This window comes from Pseudoruegeria sp. HB172150, assembly GCF_013184805.1.
In the GTDB taxonomy this organism is placed as follows: domain Bacteria; phylum Pseudomonadota; class Alphaproteobacteria; order Rhodobacterales; family Rhodobacteraceae; genus Psychromarinibacter.
This window is the reverse complement of the sequence record NZ_JAATNG010000001.1, coordinates 1,393,129-1,409,009: the sequence shown is the minus strand read 5'-3', so window position 1 is coordinate 1,409,009 and position 15,881 is coordinate 1,393,129. Positions and strand designations below refer to the sequence as shown.

Annotated in this window: 14 protein-coding genes; 10 read left to right on the top strand and 4 right to left on the bottom strand. The window is 62.2% G+C overall.

The features are described 5' to 3' along the window. Positions 1-5 precede the first annotated feature (5 nt). Complete coding sequence (gene ruvX / locus HCO70_RS06805) at positions 6-467, top strand: Holliday junction resolvase RuvX (RefSeq protein WP_216665286.1); 462 nt, start codon at positions 6-8, stop codon at positions 465-467. Next, positions 467-703, top strand: coding sequence for a DUF1289 domain-containing protein (locus tag HCO70_RS06800; RefSeq protein WP_172294301.1), 237 nt, complete (start codon positions 467-469; stop codon positions 701-703). The genes ruvX and HCO70_RS06800 overlap by 1 nt, the downstream gene beginning before the upstream one ends. A 52-nt stretch (positions 704-755) precedes the next feature. On the opposite strand, the gene HCO70_RS06795 is transcribed toward HCO70_RS06800, so the two are convergent. Continuing rightward, positions 756-2,186, bottom strand: a complete 1,431-nt coding sequence (locus HCO70_RS06795) for an FAD-binding oxidoreductase (protein WP_172294299.1) — start codon at positions 2,184-2,186, stop codon at positions 756-758. Between the two features lie 87 nt (positions 2,187-2,273). Here HCO70_RS06795 and HCO70_RS06790 point away from each other — a divergent pair, with 87 nt between their 5' ends. Then, on the top strand, positions 2,274-3,332 hold the full coding sequence (locus HCO70_RS06790; RefSeq protein WP_172294297.1) for a GlxA family transcriptional regulator: 1,059 nt from the start codon (positions 2,274-2,276) through the stop codon (positions 3,330-3,332). 122 nt (positions 3,333-3,454) lie between these two features. On the opposite strand, the gene HCO70_RS06785 is transcribed toward HCO70_RS06790, so the two are convergent. From HCO70_RS06785 to dusA, 3 genes are all read right to left on the bottom strand, one after another. Continuing rightward, positions 3,455-4,279 (bottom strand): sulfite exporter TauE/SafE family protein, encoded by an 825-nt coding sequence (locus tag HCO70_RS06785; RefSeq protein WP_172294295.1) that lies wholly within the window; start codon positions 4,277-4,279, stop codon positions 3,455-3,457. A gap of 119 nt (positions 4,280-4,398) precedes the next feature. Further along, complete coding sequence (locus tag HCO70_RS06780; RefSeq protein ID WP_172294293.1) at positions 4,399-5,649, bottom strand: VPLPA-CTERM sorting domain-containing protein; 1,251 nt, start codon at positions 5,647-5,649, stop codon at positions 4,399-4,401. Positions 5,650-5,796: 147 nt separating this feature from the next. Continuing rightward, the gene (gene dusA / locus HCO70_RS06775; protein ID WP_256372954.1) at positions 5,797-6,813 is read right to left on the bottom strand and encodes a tRNA dihydrouridine(20/20a) synthase DusA; all 1,017 of its coding nucleotides are present in this window, start codon (positions 6,811-6,813) and stop codon (positions 5,797-5,799) included. Between the two features lie 56 nt (positions 6,814-6,869). On the opposite strand from dusA, the gene HCO70_RS06770 reads away from it, so the two are divergent. From HCO70_RS06770 to HCO70_RS06740, 7 genes are all read left to right on the top strand, one after another. Then, a complete protein-coding gene (locus tag HCO70_RS06770) occupies positions 6,870-8,060 on the top strand; it encodes a LacI family DNA-binding transcriptional regulator (protein ID WP_216665285.1) in 1,191 nt (396 codons plus the stop codon). Positions 8,061-8,171: 111 nt separating this feature from the next. Further along, positions 8,172-9,179: a hydroxyacid dehydrogenase gene (locus HCO70_RS06765; RefSeq protein ID WP_172294287.1), complete on the top strand. Its 1,008-nt coding sequence runs from the start codon at positions 8,172-8,174 to the stop codon at positions 9,177-9,179. Beyond that, positions 9,176-9,979 carry a sugar phosphate isomerase/epimerase gene (locus HCO70_RS06760; RefSeq protein WP_172294285.1) on the top strand — a complete coding sequence of 268 codons (804 nt, stop codon included), beginning with the start codon at positions 9,176-9,178 and terminating at the stop codon, positions 9,977-9,979. The genes HCO70_RS06765 and HCO70_RS06760 overlap by 4 nt, the downstream gene beginning before the upstream one ends. A gap of 71 nt (positions 9,980-10,050) precedes the next feature. After that, positions 10,051-11,946, top strand: coding sequence for an ABC transporter substrate-binding protein (locus HCO70_RS06755; RefSeq protein WP_172294283.1), 1,896 nt, complete (start codon positions 10,051-10,053; stop codon positions 11,944-11,946). A gap of 57 nt (positions 11,947-12,003) precedes the next feature. Next, positions 12,004-13,002, top strand: coding sequence for an ABC transporter permease (locus tag HCO70_RS06750; protein ID WP_172294281.1), 999 nt, complete (start codon positions 12,004-12,006; stop codon positions 13,000-13,002). A gap of 9 nt (positions 13,003-13,011) precedes the next feature. Next, positions 13,012-14,172 (top strand): ABC transporter permease, encoded by a 1,161-nt coding sequence (locus tag HCO70_RS06745; protein WP_253913126.1) that lies wholly within the window; start codon positions 13,012-13,014, stop codon positions 14,170-14,172. A 10-nt stretch (positions 14,173-14,182) separates the two neighbouring features. After that, a complete protein-coding gene (locus HCO70_RS06740; protein ID WP_172294279.1) occupies positions 14,183-15,880 on the top strand; it encodes an ABC transporter ATP-binding protein in 1,698 nt (565 codons plus the stop codon). Position 15,881: the final 1 nt, after the last annotated feature.

The window sequence follows — 15,881 nt, the reverse complement described above, 5'->3', positions numbered from 1 at the left end:
CCGACATGGCAGATTTCGCCGCCGCGCTGCCCTTGGCCCGCGCGATCGCCGGCCTAGACCTCGGTACGAAGACCATCGGCGTCGCCGTGTCCGACGTCTTCCTGTCGGTCGCCACGCCGCTCGAAACTATCAAGCGGAAGAAATTCACCGAGGACGCCGCGCGCCTCCTCCAGATAATCGAGAATAGGAACCTCGGCGGCCTCGTCCTTGGCCTGCCCGTCAACATGGACGGCACCGAGGGCCCACGCAGTCAGTCGACCCGCGCCTTCGCACGCAACCTCGAACGCCTGACTGACCTTCCCATCACATTCTGGGACGAACGCCTGTCCACCGTCGCCGCCGAACGCGCGTTGCTCGAAGCCGACACTTCGCGCCGTCGCCGGGCAGAGGTAATTGACCATGTTGCTGCCGGATTTATCCTGCAGGGTGTTCTCGATAGGCTGAGGCACCTGAGGCAAGAGCAGTAATGGACGACTACCGCCGACACGGGCAAGTGGAGAGCCCCTGCGTGCGAATCTGCGTGATCCATCCGCATGCACGGATCTGTACCGGCTGCCTTCGAAGCATTGACGAGATCAGCCGCTGGGCCTCGATGTCCGACGCAGAACGATCCGAGGTTCTGGATGATCTTCCGGGTCGCACAGGCCAGCTACAGGTTCGCCGCGGCGGCCGCCGTGGCCGCCTGGCTGGCACCGGGCAATAAAAAAGGGGCCGGATTGACCGGCCCCTTCTCTACTCTCACAATAACCTGACGATCAGGTGTCCGAAGCCGGCAGCACGTTCCCGTTGAACCGGAATATGTTGGTCGGATCGTACTGCGCCTTCACCCGGCTCAGCCTGGCATAGCTGTCGCCATAGGCCTCGCGGACCAGCTTCTCGCCCTCTTCGGCATGGCCGCCGAAGTTCAGGTAAAGCCGACCCTCGGTCGAGTATTTCCGCGTCTCTTCCCAGGCACGCCGGGTGAACGAGATGTTCACCTCGTCATCTGCCGGGTCCTGCCAGGCCGAATCCAGCGAATACATCCACGCCATCCCGCGCCGGTCGATCGCGGTTTCGTCCCACGGCACCGACATCGTCTCGGCGCCCATGTTCCAGATCGAGCTCAGCGTCGAATCCGACGGCGCCTCCGCCGCAATCCGCAACGCATCGTCGATCAGTGCATCAGACACTTCGGGCGTATAGTGGCACTTCCAGTAGGCGCGGAAATCCCCGGCCGGAAACAGCTCGTCGAACAGCTTCTGCACGTCGCAATAGGCCATCTGCCCCGAGAAATCGGCGGCCAGTTCACCCTGCTCCCGCAGCGGCTGCATCACGCGCTCCCCCTCGTCCGCATCCCCGGCCCAGAGCGCCGCGATGGTGTAGCACCGCAGACCCCAGTACTTCTCCGGGAAGTCCTCCGATTCCGGGATGGTCGAGAACTCCACCAGCGACCCCATGCAGTCGTGCTTGTCGGCGAGGAAGTCGCGCCAAAAACGGATCGGTCCCGCACCTGCGGTGATCGGATAGATCGGCGCCGCGAACATCACGGTCGGCCCGCAAGGATGCAGTGCGAATTCAAACTCGACGACCACGCCGAAGTTCCCGCCGCCACCGCGCAGCGCCCAGTAAAGGTCCGGATGGCTGTCCATAGCCGCCCGCACTACAGAGCCCTTAGCCGTCACCACAGTAAAAGCCATCACGTTGTCGGCGGAGAACCCGTGCTTGCTGCGCAGCCAGCCGATCCCGCCGGCCAGCGTCAGTCCGGCCACTCCGGTGTCGGAGATCAGGCCGCCTGGCGTCGCCAGCCCGTGCTTCTGCGTGGCCTCGTCGACATTGCCCCAGGTGGCACCGCCCTGCACTTTCGCAACGCGCGCCTCCGGGTCGACCTCGACGCCCCTCATCAGCGACATGTCTAGCATCATCGCATCGTTGCAGGTCGCATGGCCCGCCACGTTGTGACCGCCACCCTTGATCGAAATAGGCATTCCGGCCACGCGGGCATGGTTCACAGCCGCGATAACGTCATCGGCATTCGCTGGGCGCACGATCAGCGCCGGGCGCCTGTCGATCATAGCGTTCCAGACAGCCCGCGCGGTGTCATACTCCGGATCGCCAGGAAGGATCACCTCCCCGGCAATCTGGGCGGCAAATTCCGCGGCCCCAACACTCAAAGCCTTTTCCTTCAATGCCTCGCTCTGCAAAGTCATGATATTATCCTTTCATTCAAGATGGCGCGGCTTATGCCGGACGTCGCCTAATTCAGTGAGTGGCAAACTCGGCAGAAACAGGCCAAAATGGACAAGTTCATCGCCATGGGGGAGCAAATGGCAGAAGACCGGAAACCCGTCTTCGCACTTCTGACATCGCCGGAGACATCATCATCGATCCTCTACGGTCTGTACGACCTGCTGTTTTCCGTCGGCGCGATCTTCCCCGAGCTTACCGTCGGCAAGCCGGGCGAGGGTTTGCTCGACGTCCGCATCGTCGCCGCCGATCCAAAGCCGTTCCGCTGCATCGGCAACATCATGATCGAACCGCACCAGGCGATCGACGACTTGCCCGACCCCGATGTCGTCATCGTCTGCGACATGTTCACGCCGATCGACGTGCCGATGACCGGAAGGTACCTCGCCGAAACCGACTGGCTGCGCCGGGTCCACGCCCGGGGCACGCTTTGCTGCGGCGTCTGTTCGGGCTCCATTGTCCTGGCCGAGGCAGGCCTGCTCGACGGCCGCGAGGCCGCCGCCCACTGGGCCTACGAAGCGCTTTTCCGCCGCTACTATCCAAGCGTAAAGCTGCGCCACCACATGACCGTCTGCCGTAGCGCGGAAGACGAGAACATCATCACCGCCGCGGCCGTGACCGCCTGGCAGGATCTCGCGCTGTACCTCATCGCCCACTACTGTGGTGCCAGTCACGCATCCACTGCCGCCAAGGTATTTTTGCTGTCGAACCACGACGAGGGCCAGCTGCCCTATGCCGCGATGGTGCGTCAGGTGTCCCCCAACGATGCCATCATCGCCGACTGCCAGGAATGGATCGCCGAGAATTACGAAAGCCCAAACCCGGTCATGGAGATGATCGAACGCTCCAGGCTCAATCCGCGCACCTTCGCCCGCCGCTTCCGCACTGCTACCGGTTACAGCCCGATCGAATACGTGCAGGCCCTTCGGGTCGAAGAGGCCAAGCAGATGCTCGAAGCTACAGGCCAACCCATCGACGAAATTGCACTAGAGGTCGGCTACGACGACCCCGCCTCTTTCCGTCGCCTGTTCAAGCGCAAGGCCGGCATGACGGCCGCCGCGTACAGGCGCAAATTCCAGCCATCGAGCTTCACCGGGATCGGGCTCTAGGAAAACTTGGCCAAGTCAATTGCCGGTTCAGTTTCAGCCGAACGCATCCAAACGCGTTTTAGCGCCCTACAAGGTTGTGGCATAGGTTTACACCCATAAGCAGCGAAATAATCGCTCCGATCTTATCCCCAGATCGCCGAACGCAGCATGTTTAGCGCCACTAGGAACAGGAATCCGGCAAAGACCCGCTTCAACGGTGCAGGGTTCATCCGGTGCGCCAGTTTCACCCCCACGGGCGTGGTCAGCAGTGTCATGCAGATCACGACCAAGAACGCCGGCAGGTTTACCGCACCCAACGTCCAAGGCGGCCGGAAAGCCGGGTCGATGCTCACGAAAAGGAAACCCACCACAGACGGAACAGCGATCAGCAACCCGAAACCCGACGCCGTTGCAACCGCCCTATGGATCGGCATCCCGTAAAGCGTCATCAGCGGCACGCCAAAGGATCCGCCTCCGATCCCCATCAGCACCGACAGGAATCCCACCGCCGGAGAGAACGCCGCTCGCGCTCCACCGGTCGGCATCTGCTCGCCCAGCCGCCAATGGGTACGCCCGAAAGCCATATACATCGATACAACAATCGCCAGCACGCCGAAGATCGCCTGCAGGGTATCGTTCTTGAGGCTCGCCGCCACCAGCACGCCCAGCACTGCGCCCACGGCGATACCCGGAGCCCAGGTCTTCAACACCTGCCAGTCCACCGCACCCTTCTTATTGTGTCCGTGCACCGACCGCGCCGAGGTCACGATAATGGTCGCCAGCGACGTCGCCAGACAGATCTGCATCAGCTGCGGCCCGTCATATCCCAGTGCCTGGAAGCTGTAATAGAAAGCTGCGACCAGCACGATCCCGCCGCCGACGCCCAAAAGTCCCGCCAGCACCCCAGCGAGCGCCCCGATGGCCATCAGGATCAGCAGCAGTTGGATCAGCAACCCGGTCTCTGGCATTGGCAGTCTCCTTCGCGACGGTCGCTCCGTCAAACCGCATCGACGCCCCGAGGTCCATAGAAAACCGCTGCGCGGGAGATGCTCCAGCGCGGCGATATAAATCTGCCCGGTCTTTCGGCTCAGCCTCTACGGCGCCGCACCGCTGCCAACAGGCCCAGCCCGCCCAGGAACACCCAGCCCGCCGCCGGAAGCGGCACAGGCGCCGGACTGACGGCATCGACCAGTTCGGATGAAGTATAGATACGAGACCCGAGATCGAAGAGCTCCCAACCGGTCAATGACAGGTTCAAGTCCCAGCCATTGCCGAACAGCGACAGCAGCATTGTGTCACCGCTCAAAACCGCGCTGGTGAAATCGGCAAGAGTAACGCCGCCAAATTTGACGATATCAATACCAAACCCGCCATCGGCAAAGATCATGTCCGCGAAGGATGTTGGCCCGTCGATCTCGAAGAGGTCGTCGTCGTCACCAAGATCAAGGGCGCCGTACACCGTCGATCCGGCCATCCAGCGGAACGAGTCTTCGCCCGCGCCAAGGTCCACCGCAATGCCATCAGTCCCGACGATCCGACCGAAATTGATGACCGCCTGGGACGAGGTGTTCGCCGGATCGGCGCCGCCGCCCTTCTCCACCTCAATCCCGTAGGTGCCGGTGATAAGGCCATAATTGGTGATCGTCGCGCCGCTGCCATCATCGTCGTCAAAGTCGATGGCCGCGTCAAAGGTCGACCGGATAATACCCGTGGCGTAGTTGGTGATAGTGCCGGAATCGATATCCACCGCGTCCTGCGGAAAATCCGGCGCGGGTCCGGACGGGCCAATGTTCTCGATCAGGCCCCAGTTCTCGATTTTGGCACCGAGGCCAAGATTGACCGCGTCGTCCATCGCCTTGATGGTCGCGCCGGCATAGTTGTAGATCTCGACGCCGTCGTCCCCGGTGACACCCTCGTCGCCGGCGAGGATATCGCCATAGTTGTAGAGTTTCAAACCATCGAAATCGTGGCTCTGGATCGCTTCGTCATCGCCGTCGATTGTCCCGTAGTTGATGATAAGTCCATCCGGCCCTTCCAACCGGATCGCATCGTTTCCGGTCGATGTGATCTCCGCTGTGCTGGAGGTGTCCTCACCAACGTAGATTTCCACGGCGTCGCCCGATAGGTCGAGCCCCCGATCCCCGCCGGGCAGGATCTTGGCCGTATTGTCCAGCCGGACGATGATCCCCTCACTGACGTCGTCGACCTCGCTTGTATGAACTCCTGTGCAGGTCACTGTCTGCCCAGCCGACGGATTCGTCGGCGAACATTGCGCCTGCGCCTGAACGGCAGTCAGGACGAGTGCGGCCGCGGTAGCGGCCTTTGGTAGTTTGGTCATGAAATCCCCCAGTTTCCCAAACGGCCGGCGCCATCTCCGCCGACCTGCAAGTGGCGCACCCGAAACGTCATTGCTTTCCGGGTAAGCGGAGGTCAGAACACCGCGATTGTGTGAAGCTGGTATGACAGAAAGCCGCCTGCGACCCGATCAGGCTGCAGAGCGGGAGGCACCCTCAACCTGTCCAAGCGCCGTATCCAACAGCTCCAGCCCGGCGCCTGGGCGGTTCGCTCCTTCGCTCAGCACCCGGCGCCAGCCGCGCGCCCCGGGCCGCCCAGAGAAAAGCCCAAGCATGTGCCGTGTCACCTGCTGCAGCCGCCCGCCCTCGGCGAGGTGCGCCGAGATGTAGGGTTTCATCACCTCCACCGCCTCTTCTGCGCTAGTCAAAGGCGGCATGTCGCCCCAAATCACGCGGTCCGCCTCCAGCAGCACATCCGTCGGCGTATGATAAGCGGCACGCCCGATCATTGCCCCGTCCAGCCCCTGATCCAGATGCGTCTTCGCTTCTACCAGCGACCCGATACCGCCGTTGATCGAGACATGCAGCTCCGGAAACTCCCGCTTCATCGCATGCACTAGCTCATAGTTCAGCGGCGGCACCTCGCGATTTTCCTTCGGGCTCAGCCCCTGCAGCCAGGCCTTCCGCGCATGGATCGCCACCCGCCGGCCCCCCGCATCGCGCACCACGCTCAGGAACGCCGGAAGCACCTCCTCCGGCACCTGATCGTCGACCCCGATCCGGCACTTCACCGTCACTTCCACCGGCTGCGCCGCGATCATCGCCGCCACGCAGTCGCCGACCAGCTCGGGCCGCTCCATCAGCACCGCCCCGAAACAGCCCGACTGTACCCGATCCGAGGGGCAGCCGACATTCAGGTTGATCTCGTCGTACCCCTCATCCGCCGCCATCCGGGACGCCTGCGCCAGTTCCGCTGGCTCCGAGCCGCCGAGCTGCACCGCCACCGGATGCTCCGCCGCATCGAACCGCAGCAGATGCCGTGCATCGCCCCGCACCAGCGCCGGCGCCGTCACCATTTCGGTATAGAGCAGCGTGCGCCGGCTCATCAGCCGGTGCAGGTAGCGGCAATGCCGGTCTGTCCAGTCCATCATGGGCGCAATGGACAACCGGGCAGCACTCGCAGCATTTGAGTCGTTTCGGCCGTTCAAGGTTTACTCAATCTCCCAATTCTTCGCGATGTTTCGGTTCTGACCCCTGCCAACAGATGGCACACCGTAGGCGCACCACGCCGCAAAAGAGCGACAAAGTTACGGGATCGGCACCCAATCTGCCAACCGACAGCTCGATTGCGCCTCCCTTTACCGCCTTCAGAAAGGAAAAAGAACCCGGGGTGACTTGCATTGGCATTCGTGCAAAGAGTGCAATTATTGCACAGCGCATGGAAGGCAACGAATTGAAGCGTGTCAATCAGTCGGAAATCGCCAAAGCGTCGGGCGTTTCGATATCGACAGTGTCCCGGGTACTCTCGCGCGCGCCGGGCATCAGCGAACCAGTTCGTGAAAAAGTCATGTCGATCGCGCGCGAAATGGGTTACAAAGTTCAGCTTCCGGGCATGGTCCGGGGCACTGAGCTGTCGCGGGTCGTTCTCTTCGTTGGCCCGTTGCGGACCCCGACCGGATTGAGCCTCGTCTACAACTCTATATTGGCGGGCATCCGGAATACCGCGGAATCTTCAGGAATTGCTGTAACTTTTGCTCTTCAGGACGGTGAAGGAAACCTGCCCAAGCACATCCTGAGCGAACCGGGCGCAGGTTTCCTATTCCTAGGCATCGATCCAGAACCGGCTGTTCTTAGAGCCATACGCGCGCGCAATGTGCCAATTGTGTTGGTCAATGGAATTGACCCCGACATGATCGTCGACGCCGTCTCGCCCGCGAATTTCTCTGGGGGCCGGCTTGCGGCCTGGCATCTCGCCGAAAAGGGCCATCACAAGATCGTTCAGCTCACACACGAGCAGCGCTGGACGCTGCGGCGGCGCAGCGAAGGATTCGCGTTCGGGCTCCGGGAATTCGCCTGCGGTGCCGATACGGCCGTAAAGACCGTCGAACTGGATCACCTGGACGAAGATTCGGTTTTTCGAACGGCAAAGCAATGGCTCAGGCACCTGGAAGAGGGTTATTCTGCAATCTTTTGCGGGAATGATCTCGTCGGCCTGGCAACTCTGCAGGCCCTCAAGGCCCACGGCTATTCCGTTCCCCGCGATATTGCGGTTGTCGGCTTCGATGATCTCCCTGTCGCCGAAATGTCGGATCCGGCCCTTACTACGGTGAATATCGACTGGGAAGCGATCGGCGCCGAGGCAATGCGGCTGGCCACGCAACGGCAGGCCGATTTCGATGCGCCGCCGCGCCAGATCCAGTTGGGCGCAAGGCTGGTCGTGAGACGCAGCACCTGATCGAGCCAACTCGAACGCAATTTTTGCATATTTGCGGAAAATCTATTGAACCCGGCGGCGGTTTTGCACGAATGTGATCCTTGACTCGACTTCAAGGGAGGAGGCGCAGGTGTGCTGAACGCGCTTATTCAACTTGGCCGCTCAGGCTACGACATACATCTGCGTGACGATGTCCTCAGCTCGCTGAAGCAGAGCTGCAACCTCCTGAATTCCGAGCCGATTGCCGATCTGCACGCTGTAATTCCGGCCGAAGAACTTGCCAGGACAGAGTTGCTCATAACCGGCTGGGGCTCAAAGCCCGTAGACATGAAACTTCGCGAGGCGATGCCGCGTCTCAAGCTGATCGCCCATCTCGCCGGCTCGGTGAAGTCTATCGTGTCGCCTGAAGTCATGCAGTCGGGCGTTCGGGTCACACACGCCGCCGCTGCGAATGCCAAGCCCGTCGCGCAGTACGTTCTCGCCGTGATCCTGCTGCACAACAAACGGGTTCCCGACTGGGTTCGGCTTTACTCGGAAAAGCGCTCGCAGCTCCGCGTCCGTTCGGAACCGCTGCATTCGCTGATCGGCAACCGCGACAAGACCATCGGCATCGTGGGCGCGTCGCGTGTCGGACGCTACCTGATCGAATTTCTACAACCGCACAACTTCCGGATCCTGTTGCATGATCCCTTCGTGCCTGCACAGGAAGCAAAAGCATTGGGCGTCGAGATGGCGTCGCTGGACAACTTGCTGACCGAAAGCGACGTGGTGTCGCTGCATCAGCCCCTGCTGCCAACGACACAAAAATCCTTCGGCGCGCGCGAGTTCACCCGGATGCGGGATGGCGCCCTGTTCATCAACACCGCGCGCGGCGCCATCGTGGATCAGGGCGCACTTATCGACGCCATTCGGGACGGCCGCCTGTCCGCCATGCTCGACGTGACCGATCCGGAACCGCTGCCGGACGACTCGCCGCTCTGGGACATGCCCAATGTATTGCTGACGCCGCACATCGCGGGCTCTCTTGGCACCGAAGTTGCCGAGATGACCGAAATGGTCATCGAAGAAATTCGCCGTTTCACCCGCAACGAACCCTTGCAATACGAGGTCGCTGCGGATGCGTGGGAGCGGGTGGCATGACCACGCAGGTTCGCCCCGGCCTTTGTTCCGTAACTTTCCGCGCGCTGACCCCGGAAGAGGTCATCGCACTGGCCGCGGATCAGGGCGTCGAGGCGATCGAATGGGGCGGCGATGTGCATGTGCCCTCGGGCGATACCGCCGCTGCCAACAGTGTCGCACATAAATGCCGAGACGCCGGCATCGCCTGCCCGTCCTACGGCACCTATGTACGGGCCGGAAAAGACAAGGCGCTCGAAGATTTCGCGACGGCGCTGGACACCGCATCGGCGCTTGGGGCATTGAACATCCGGGTCTGGGCAGGAACCGTTTCCGGGCAAGATGCGGATGCAAAGACGCGGGATCTCGTTTGCGGGGATCTGGTGGAAATGGCGGACCGCGCCGCGTCCGCAGGGATCACTGTCAGCGTCGAATACCACCGGAACACGCTCACGGAAGACGCGGTAGATGCTGAACAGCTGTTCCGCCGATGCGATCACCAGAACCTGTTCAGTTATTGGCAGCCGGTTCCGGGGCGCGGGCTAGATGCCTGGTTGCAAGAGGTGAAAACGCTTGGGCCGTGGCTGGGCTATTATCACGTCTTTCACTGGCTGCCGGCGCGGCCGCACGACGAAAGGCGCCCGTTGGCGGAAGCTGAGGGAGATTGGCATGCGCTCTTCGCTGCCTGGTCCCCGGCCCCTCACTGGCCGCACCAACGCACCGCTTTTCTGGAATTCGTCAAGAACGATGCCAAGACGGCGTTCACCGACGACATGGCCGCACTTCGCCGCCTCTGTACGGGGAAGGCACACATGACCGCGTAACACCGGGGAAGAACAGAGCTCGCGACCCACAAGGGAGGAAGACGATGGGTTTTCAAAAGGGAGGACACAAGATGAGTGTCGGAAAGACGGCCGTACTTGTCGCCGCGCTGACGGCGGCGACATGCGGACAGACTGCAATCGCACAGGACTACAGCCAGGCGCCGGACTTTCAGGCGCAGGTCGATGCCGGCGAACTGCCGCCGCTCGCCGACCGGTTGCCGGAACCGCCGCTGGTGCTTGAGCCGCTGGAAGAAGTCGGCAAGTACGGCGGCACCTGGCGCTCGGCGCTCAAAGGGACCTTCGACAACGGCTGGATCCGCCGCACTGTCGCCTACCAGCCGCTGCTCGCCTTCGACTACAACTGGGCAAAGGTAGTGCCGAACATCGCCGAAAGCTACGAGGCGAACGAGGACGCGACCGAGTACACGTTCCACCTGCGCAAGGGGCACAAGTGGTCGGATGGCGAACCCTTCACCGCCGAAGACCTCGCCTTCGCGCTGAACGACATCATGAAGAACCCCGACTACAGCGGCGAAAAGGCACAGGGCTTCGACTGGGCGAACATGACCGGCGAGGCCATCGACGACGTGACCTTCAAGATCACGCTCGAAAAGCCTGACGGGCTCTTGTTGCAGCAGATCGCCAGCGTGAACGGCCCCTTCTTCGTGCAGGCGCCCAAGCACTACTGCTCGCAATTCGTGCCGACCTATAACGAGAACGCCGAGCAGGTCGCCAAGGACCGCGGCTTCGACAGCTGGTCGCAGGCGATCGAGCGCGTCTGCTTCACCAACTTCACCGACGAGAAGCGGCCGACGCTGAACGCCTGGCGGCAGTTGACGCCCTATGACGGGATCAACCAGCTGATCGAGTTCGAACGGAACCCCTACTTCTTCAAGGTGGACCCGGAGGGCCAGCAGTTGCCCTATATCGACCGCGTTACCATGGTGCAGAGTGAGAACGTCGAAGACATCCTGCTCAAGGTCATCAATGGCGAGGTCGACTTCTCCAACCGCCATTTCGCGACGGTGACGAACAAGCCGGTGATCTACGACGGCCAGGAAGCCGGGAACTATCATCTCGTATCGACCATCGATGCGCGGATGAACACCGGCGTGCTGCAGTTCAACCTGACGCACGAGGATCCGGCAAAGCGCGAGCTTTACCAGAACCACGACTTCCGCGCCGCCCTGTCCATGGGTATCGACCGGCAGGAGATTGTCGACGTGATCTACGCCGGACAAGGCGAGCCCTATCAGGCCGCGCCACGTCCGGAATCGGAGTTCTACAACGAAGAGCTTGCCAAGCAGTACACCGAGTACGATCCGGACAAGGCGAACGAGATGCTCGACGCCATGGGTCTGGATCAACGCAACGGTGACGGCATCCGGCTGGACAAGAACGGCAACCCGATCCGTATACAGCTCTACACCCCGTCCGATCAGGTCGAGCTGAACGACATCGCGCAACTCATCGTCGGTTACTGGTCCGATCTGGGCATCGACCTCGATCAGCGCAACGTCGAACGCAGCTTCGTCTACGAGACGTTCCAGTCGAACAAGCACGACCTCCACATGTGGTGGGGCGACGGCGGCCTTGGAGATGCGATCCTCGATCCGCGCTACTACTTCCCGATGAACAACGAATCCGCCTTTGCCTACAAATGGGCGCAGTGGTTCATCAACCCGGAAGGCGCGGGCGCCGAAGAGCCTTCGGATGCGGCCAAGAAGCAGATTGAGCTCTATCGCGAGCTGAAGGCCAGCGCCGATCCAGAAAAGCAGGCCGAGCTGTTCAGCCAGATCATCGACATCGCGCAGGATGAGTTCTGGGTGATCGGTACGGTCCTCCCGGCCGAAGGCTATGCCGTGGCGAAGAACAACCTCGGCAACGTTCCCGAAGCCCAGCCCTACGCGTGGATCTACCCGCAGCCGGGCCCGATGGGGACATCCCAGTTCTTCTTCAAGGACTGATCCACACAGCAGTGACCGGGTCCCGCCCCGCGGGGCCCGGACATTCATGAGGATGCCATGACCGCTTACATCTTGCGCCGCCTGGTTGCGATCGTCCTGACGCTTCTCGCGCTGTCCGTCGTTGTCTTCGTCGTGATCCAGCTGCCGCCCGGCGACTTTGTCACTTCCTACATCGCCCGCATCTCGGGCTCGGGCGAATCCATCGACCAAGCCACCATCGATGCGCTGCGGGCCCAGTATCGCCTCGACGATCCGGTGATTGTTCAATACTGGGCCTGGCTGAAGGGCATGCTTGTCGGCGACTTCGGCTTCAGCTTCGAAATGAAGCGCCCGGTCAGCGAGATCTTCGCCTCGCGCATCGGCAACTCTCTCGCAGTCGAAATGCTGGCCGTCATCGTGATGTGGTCCGTGGCCATCCCCATCGGCATCTATTCCGCCGTTTACCAGTATTCCATCGGTGACTACTTCGCGACGATCATCGGTTTCCTCGGTCTCGCACTGCCGAATTTCCTGTTCGCGCTGGTCCTGATGTACATTAGCTATGTCTGGTTCGGTGTGACCATCACCGGACTCTACTCTCCCGAGTACATGAACGCGCACTGGTCGCTGGCCAAGTTCCTCGACTTCTGCAGCCATGTCTGGGCCCCGGTTCTGGTAATCTCAACCGCCGGCTCGGCACAGCTGATCCGCGTTCTGCGCGCCAACCTGCTGGACGAGTTGAACAAGCCCTACGTTCTGACTGCCCGCGCCAAGGGCCTGAAGAAATCGAAGGTCATCCTGCGCTATCCCGCCCGTGTCGCGATGAACCCGCTGATTTCGGTTGTGGGCTGGGTCCTGCCGACCGTGATCTCGTCCTCTTTCGTCACCGCCATCGTGCTGAACCTGCCGACGCTATCGCCGATCCTGCTGCGCGCCCTGCTCTCGCAAGACATGTACCTTGCCGGCGCACTGATCCTGTTCATGGGTTTCCTGACGATGATGGGCACCCTGATCTCCGACATCCTGCTGGCCTGGGTGGATCCACGGATCCGCCTCGGCATGGCCGGTGCGAACTGAGGGGGCATCATGGCGTCGCCAGACATTCACGAACCCGCCATGTCGTCGCAGGTCGAAGGGGCATCGGACTACATCCCTGTCGGCACAGAAAGCCAATGGCAGCTGATCCGGCGGCGCTTCCGCCGGCACCGGCTGGCCGTGGCGTCGCTGTGGGTGATCGCGCTGTTCCTTCTGGTCGCGATCTTCGCGGAGTTCCTTTCCACGAATGATCCGCATGACGTGCAGGCGCGGTACACCTACGCGCCGCCGCAAAGGCTCCACTTCATCGATGTCCAGGAAGACAGCGGCTGGCGCATCCAGCCGCACGTCTTCGGCTACAAGGTAGAGGTGGAGCCGGAGGCCCTGCGCCGCGTCTTCAAGATCGACGAGGAAAAGAAGATCTACGTCCGTTTCTTCGTGGAAGGGCACGACTACAATTTGTTCGGGCTGATCCCGATGAACCGGCACCTGATCGGCACCGAAAACCCGCGCGATCCGCTGTTCCTACTGGGCAGCGACCGGCTCGGGCGCGATGTCCTCAGCCGGCTGATCTACGGCACCCGCATCTCGCTGTCAGTCGGTGTGATCGGCGTGATCCTCAGCCTTGTGCTCGGCGTGGTCATCGGCGGGCTGGCGGGCTTCTATGGTGGCTTCTTCGACGCCGCCACGCAAAGAACCATCGAGTTCCTCCGCTCCCTGCCCTCCATCCCACTCTGGATGGGTCTGGCGGCCGCCATGCCGCCGTCCTGGTCGGCGCTACAGGTCTATTTCGCGATCACCATCATCCTGTCGCTGCTTGGCTGGACGGAACTGGCCCGCGTCGTGCGGGGCCGCTTCCTTGCCCTGAAGGGCGAGGATTACGTGTCCGCCGCGATCTATGACGGAGCGAGCAACCTTCGCGTTGTCCTGCGCCACATGGTCCCGGCCTTCACCAGCCACATCATCACCGCCGCCAGCCTCGCGGTGCCAGGCATGATCCTGGCAGAGACCGCGCTGTCTTTCCTCGGCCTCGGCCTGCAGGCCCCGGTCATCTCCTGGGGTGTCCTGCTGCAGGAGGCTCAGAACGTGCGCGTCCTGGCCACGGCACCGTGGCTGCTGGCACCCGGAGCCGCCATCGTGATCGCCGTTCTGGCGATGAACTTCGTCGGCGACGGCCTGCGCGACGCGGCCGATCCGTACAACAATACCTGAGGAGCGGAGAATGCCAGGAAAGGACAACCAGACCGTTCTGCAGGTCACCGGCCTCAGCGTCGACTTCCACCTCGGCAAGGCGACCGTTCACGCGATCGAGGATGTCAGCTTCGACCTGCGCACCGGCCGGACCACCTGTTTCGTGGGCGAATCCGGCTCCGGCAAAAGCGTCACGGCACGCGCGGTCATGAACATCGTCGAACCGGCCGTGATCCGAGAAGGCACGATCACCCTCTTCGATCTCGAAGAAGGCGAAGAGCTGAACATCGCTGCGCTCGACGCGGACGGTCCAAAGATCCGCGCCGTGCGCGGCGCCCGCATCGCGATGATCTTTCAGGAGCCGATGTCATCGCTGTCGCCGGTTCACACGATCGGACAGCAGATCATCGAAGCGATCATGCTGCACCAGCAGGTCGACAAGAAGGAGGCGCGTAAACGCGCCATCGACGCGCTGGCCGCCGTCCATATCCGCGACCCGGAAAGTGCGGTCGACCGCTACCCGTTTGAGTATTCCGGCGGAATGCGGCAGCGCGCGATGATCGCCATGGCGCTGGCCTGCGAACCGGATGTGCTGATCGCCGACGAACCGACCACCGCGCTCGACGTCACCACGCAGGCAGAGATCCTGAAGCTGATCCGCGAATTGCAGGACAGGTTCGGCATGGCGGTCATGTTCATCACCCACGACATGGGCGTCGTCGCCGAGGTCGCCGATGACGTCATCGTCATGTACAAGGGCAAGGTCGTGGAACATGGCCAGGTCGTGCAGGTTTTCCACAACCCGCAGGCAAGCTATACCCGCCAGCTGATCAATGCCTCGCTGGGGCTGGAGGAAGCGCCCGCGCGACCCGTGCACGGCCAGCGCGAGAAGCCACTTATCTCGGCCCGGAACGTCAGCCTCAACTTCCCGCCACAGCGGAGCTGGCTCGGCAGCAAAGGCAGCGGCGTGCTGGCACTGGACGACGTTTCCTTCGACCTCTACCCGGGCGAGATCCTAGGCATCGTCGGCGAATCCGGCTCCGGCAAGACGACGCTCGGGCGCGTTCTGATGGGCCGCTATCAGCCGCAGACCGGCACCGCGCATTTTTCCGACCGCGATGGCAATTCCCGCGATCTCACCAGCCGCGACAGCTTCCGCGACAAGCAGGTCTATCGCGAGATCCGGATGATCTTCCAGGATCCGAATTCGTCGCTGAACCCGCGCATGACGGTGGAGCAGATCATCGGCGAACCGCTCACCGTCGCCGGCCTGGCCAAGGGCAAGGACCTGCGCGAGAGGGTCGCAAAGCTCTTGTCCCGCGTCGGCCTGTCGCCGGGGATGATGGAGCGTTACCCTCACGCTTTCTCCGGCGGCCAGCGCCAGCGCATCGGCATCGCCCGCGCTATCGCGCTGGATCCCCGCGTAGTCATCGCCGACGAGGCGACATCGGCACTCGACGGGTCGATACGGGCGCAGATCCTCGATCTGCTGCTGGAACTGCGCGACGAACTGGATCTGTCGATCATCTTCATCGCCCACGACATCGGCGTCGTGCGCTATTTCTGCGACCGCGTCGCGGTGATGAACAGCGGGAAGATCGTCGAGACCGGCACGGCCCACCAGATCTGCGACAACCCGCAGAACGACTACACGCGCAAGCTCATCGCCGCCGTGCCCCGCCCCGATCCCCTGAAACGCAAACTGATGCCGCCAGTCGCGGCGGAGTGAC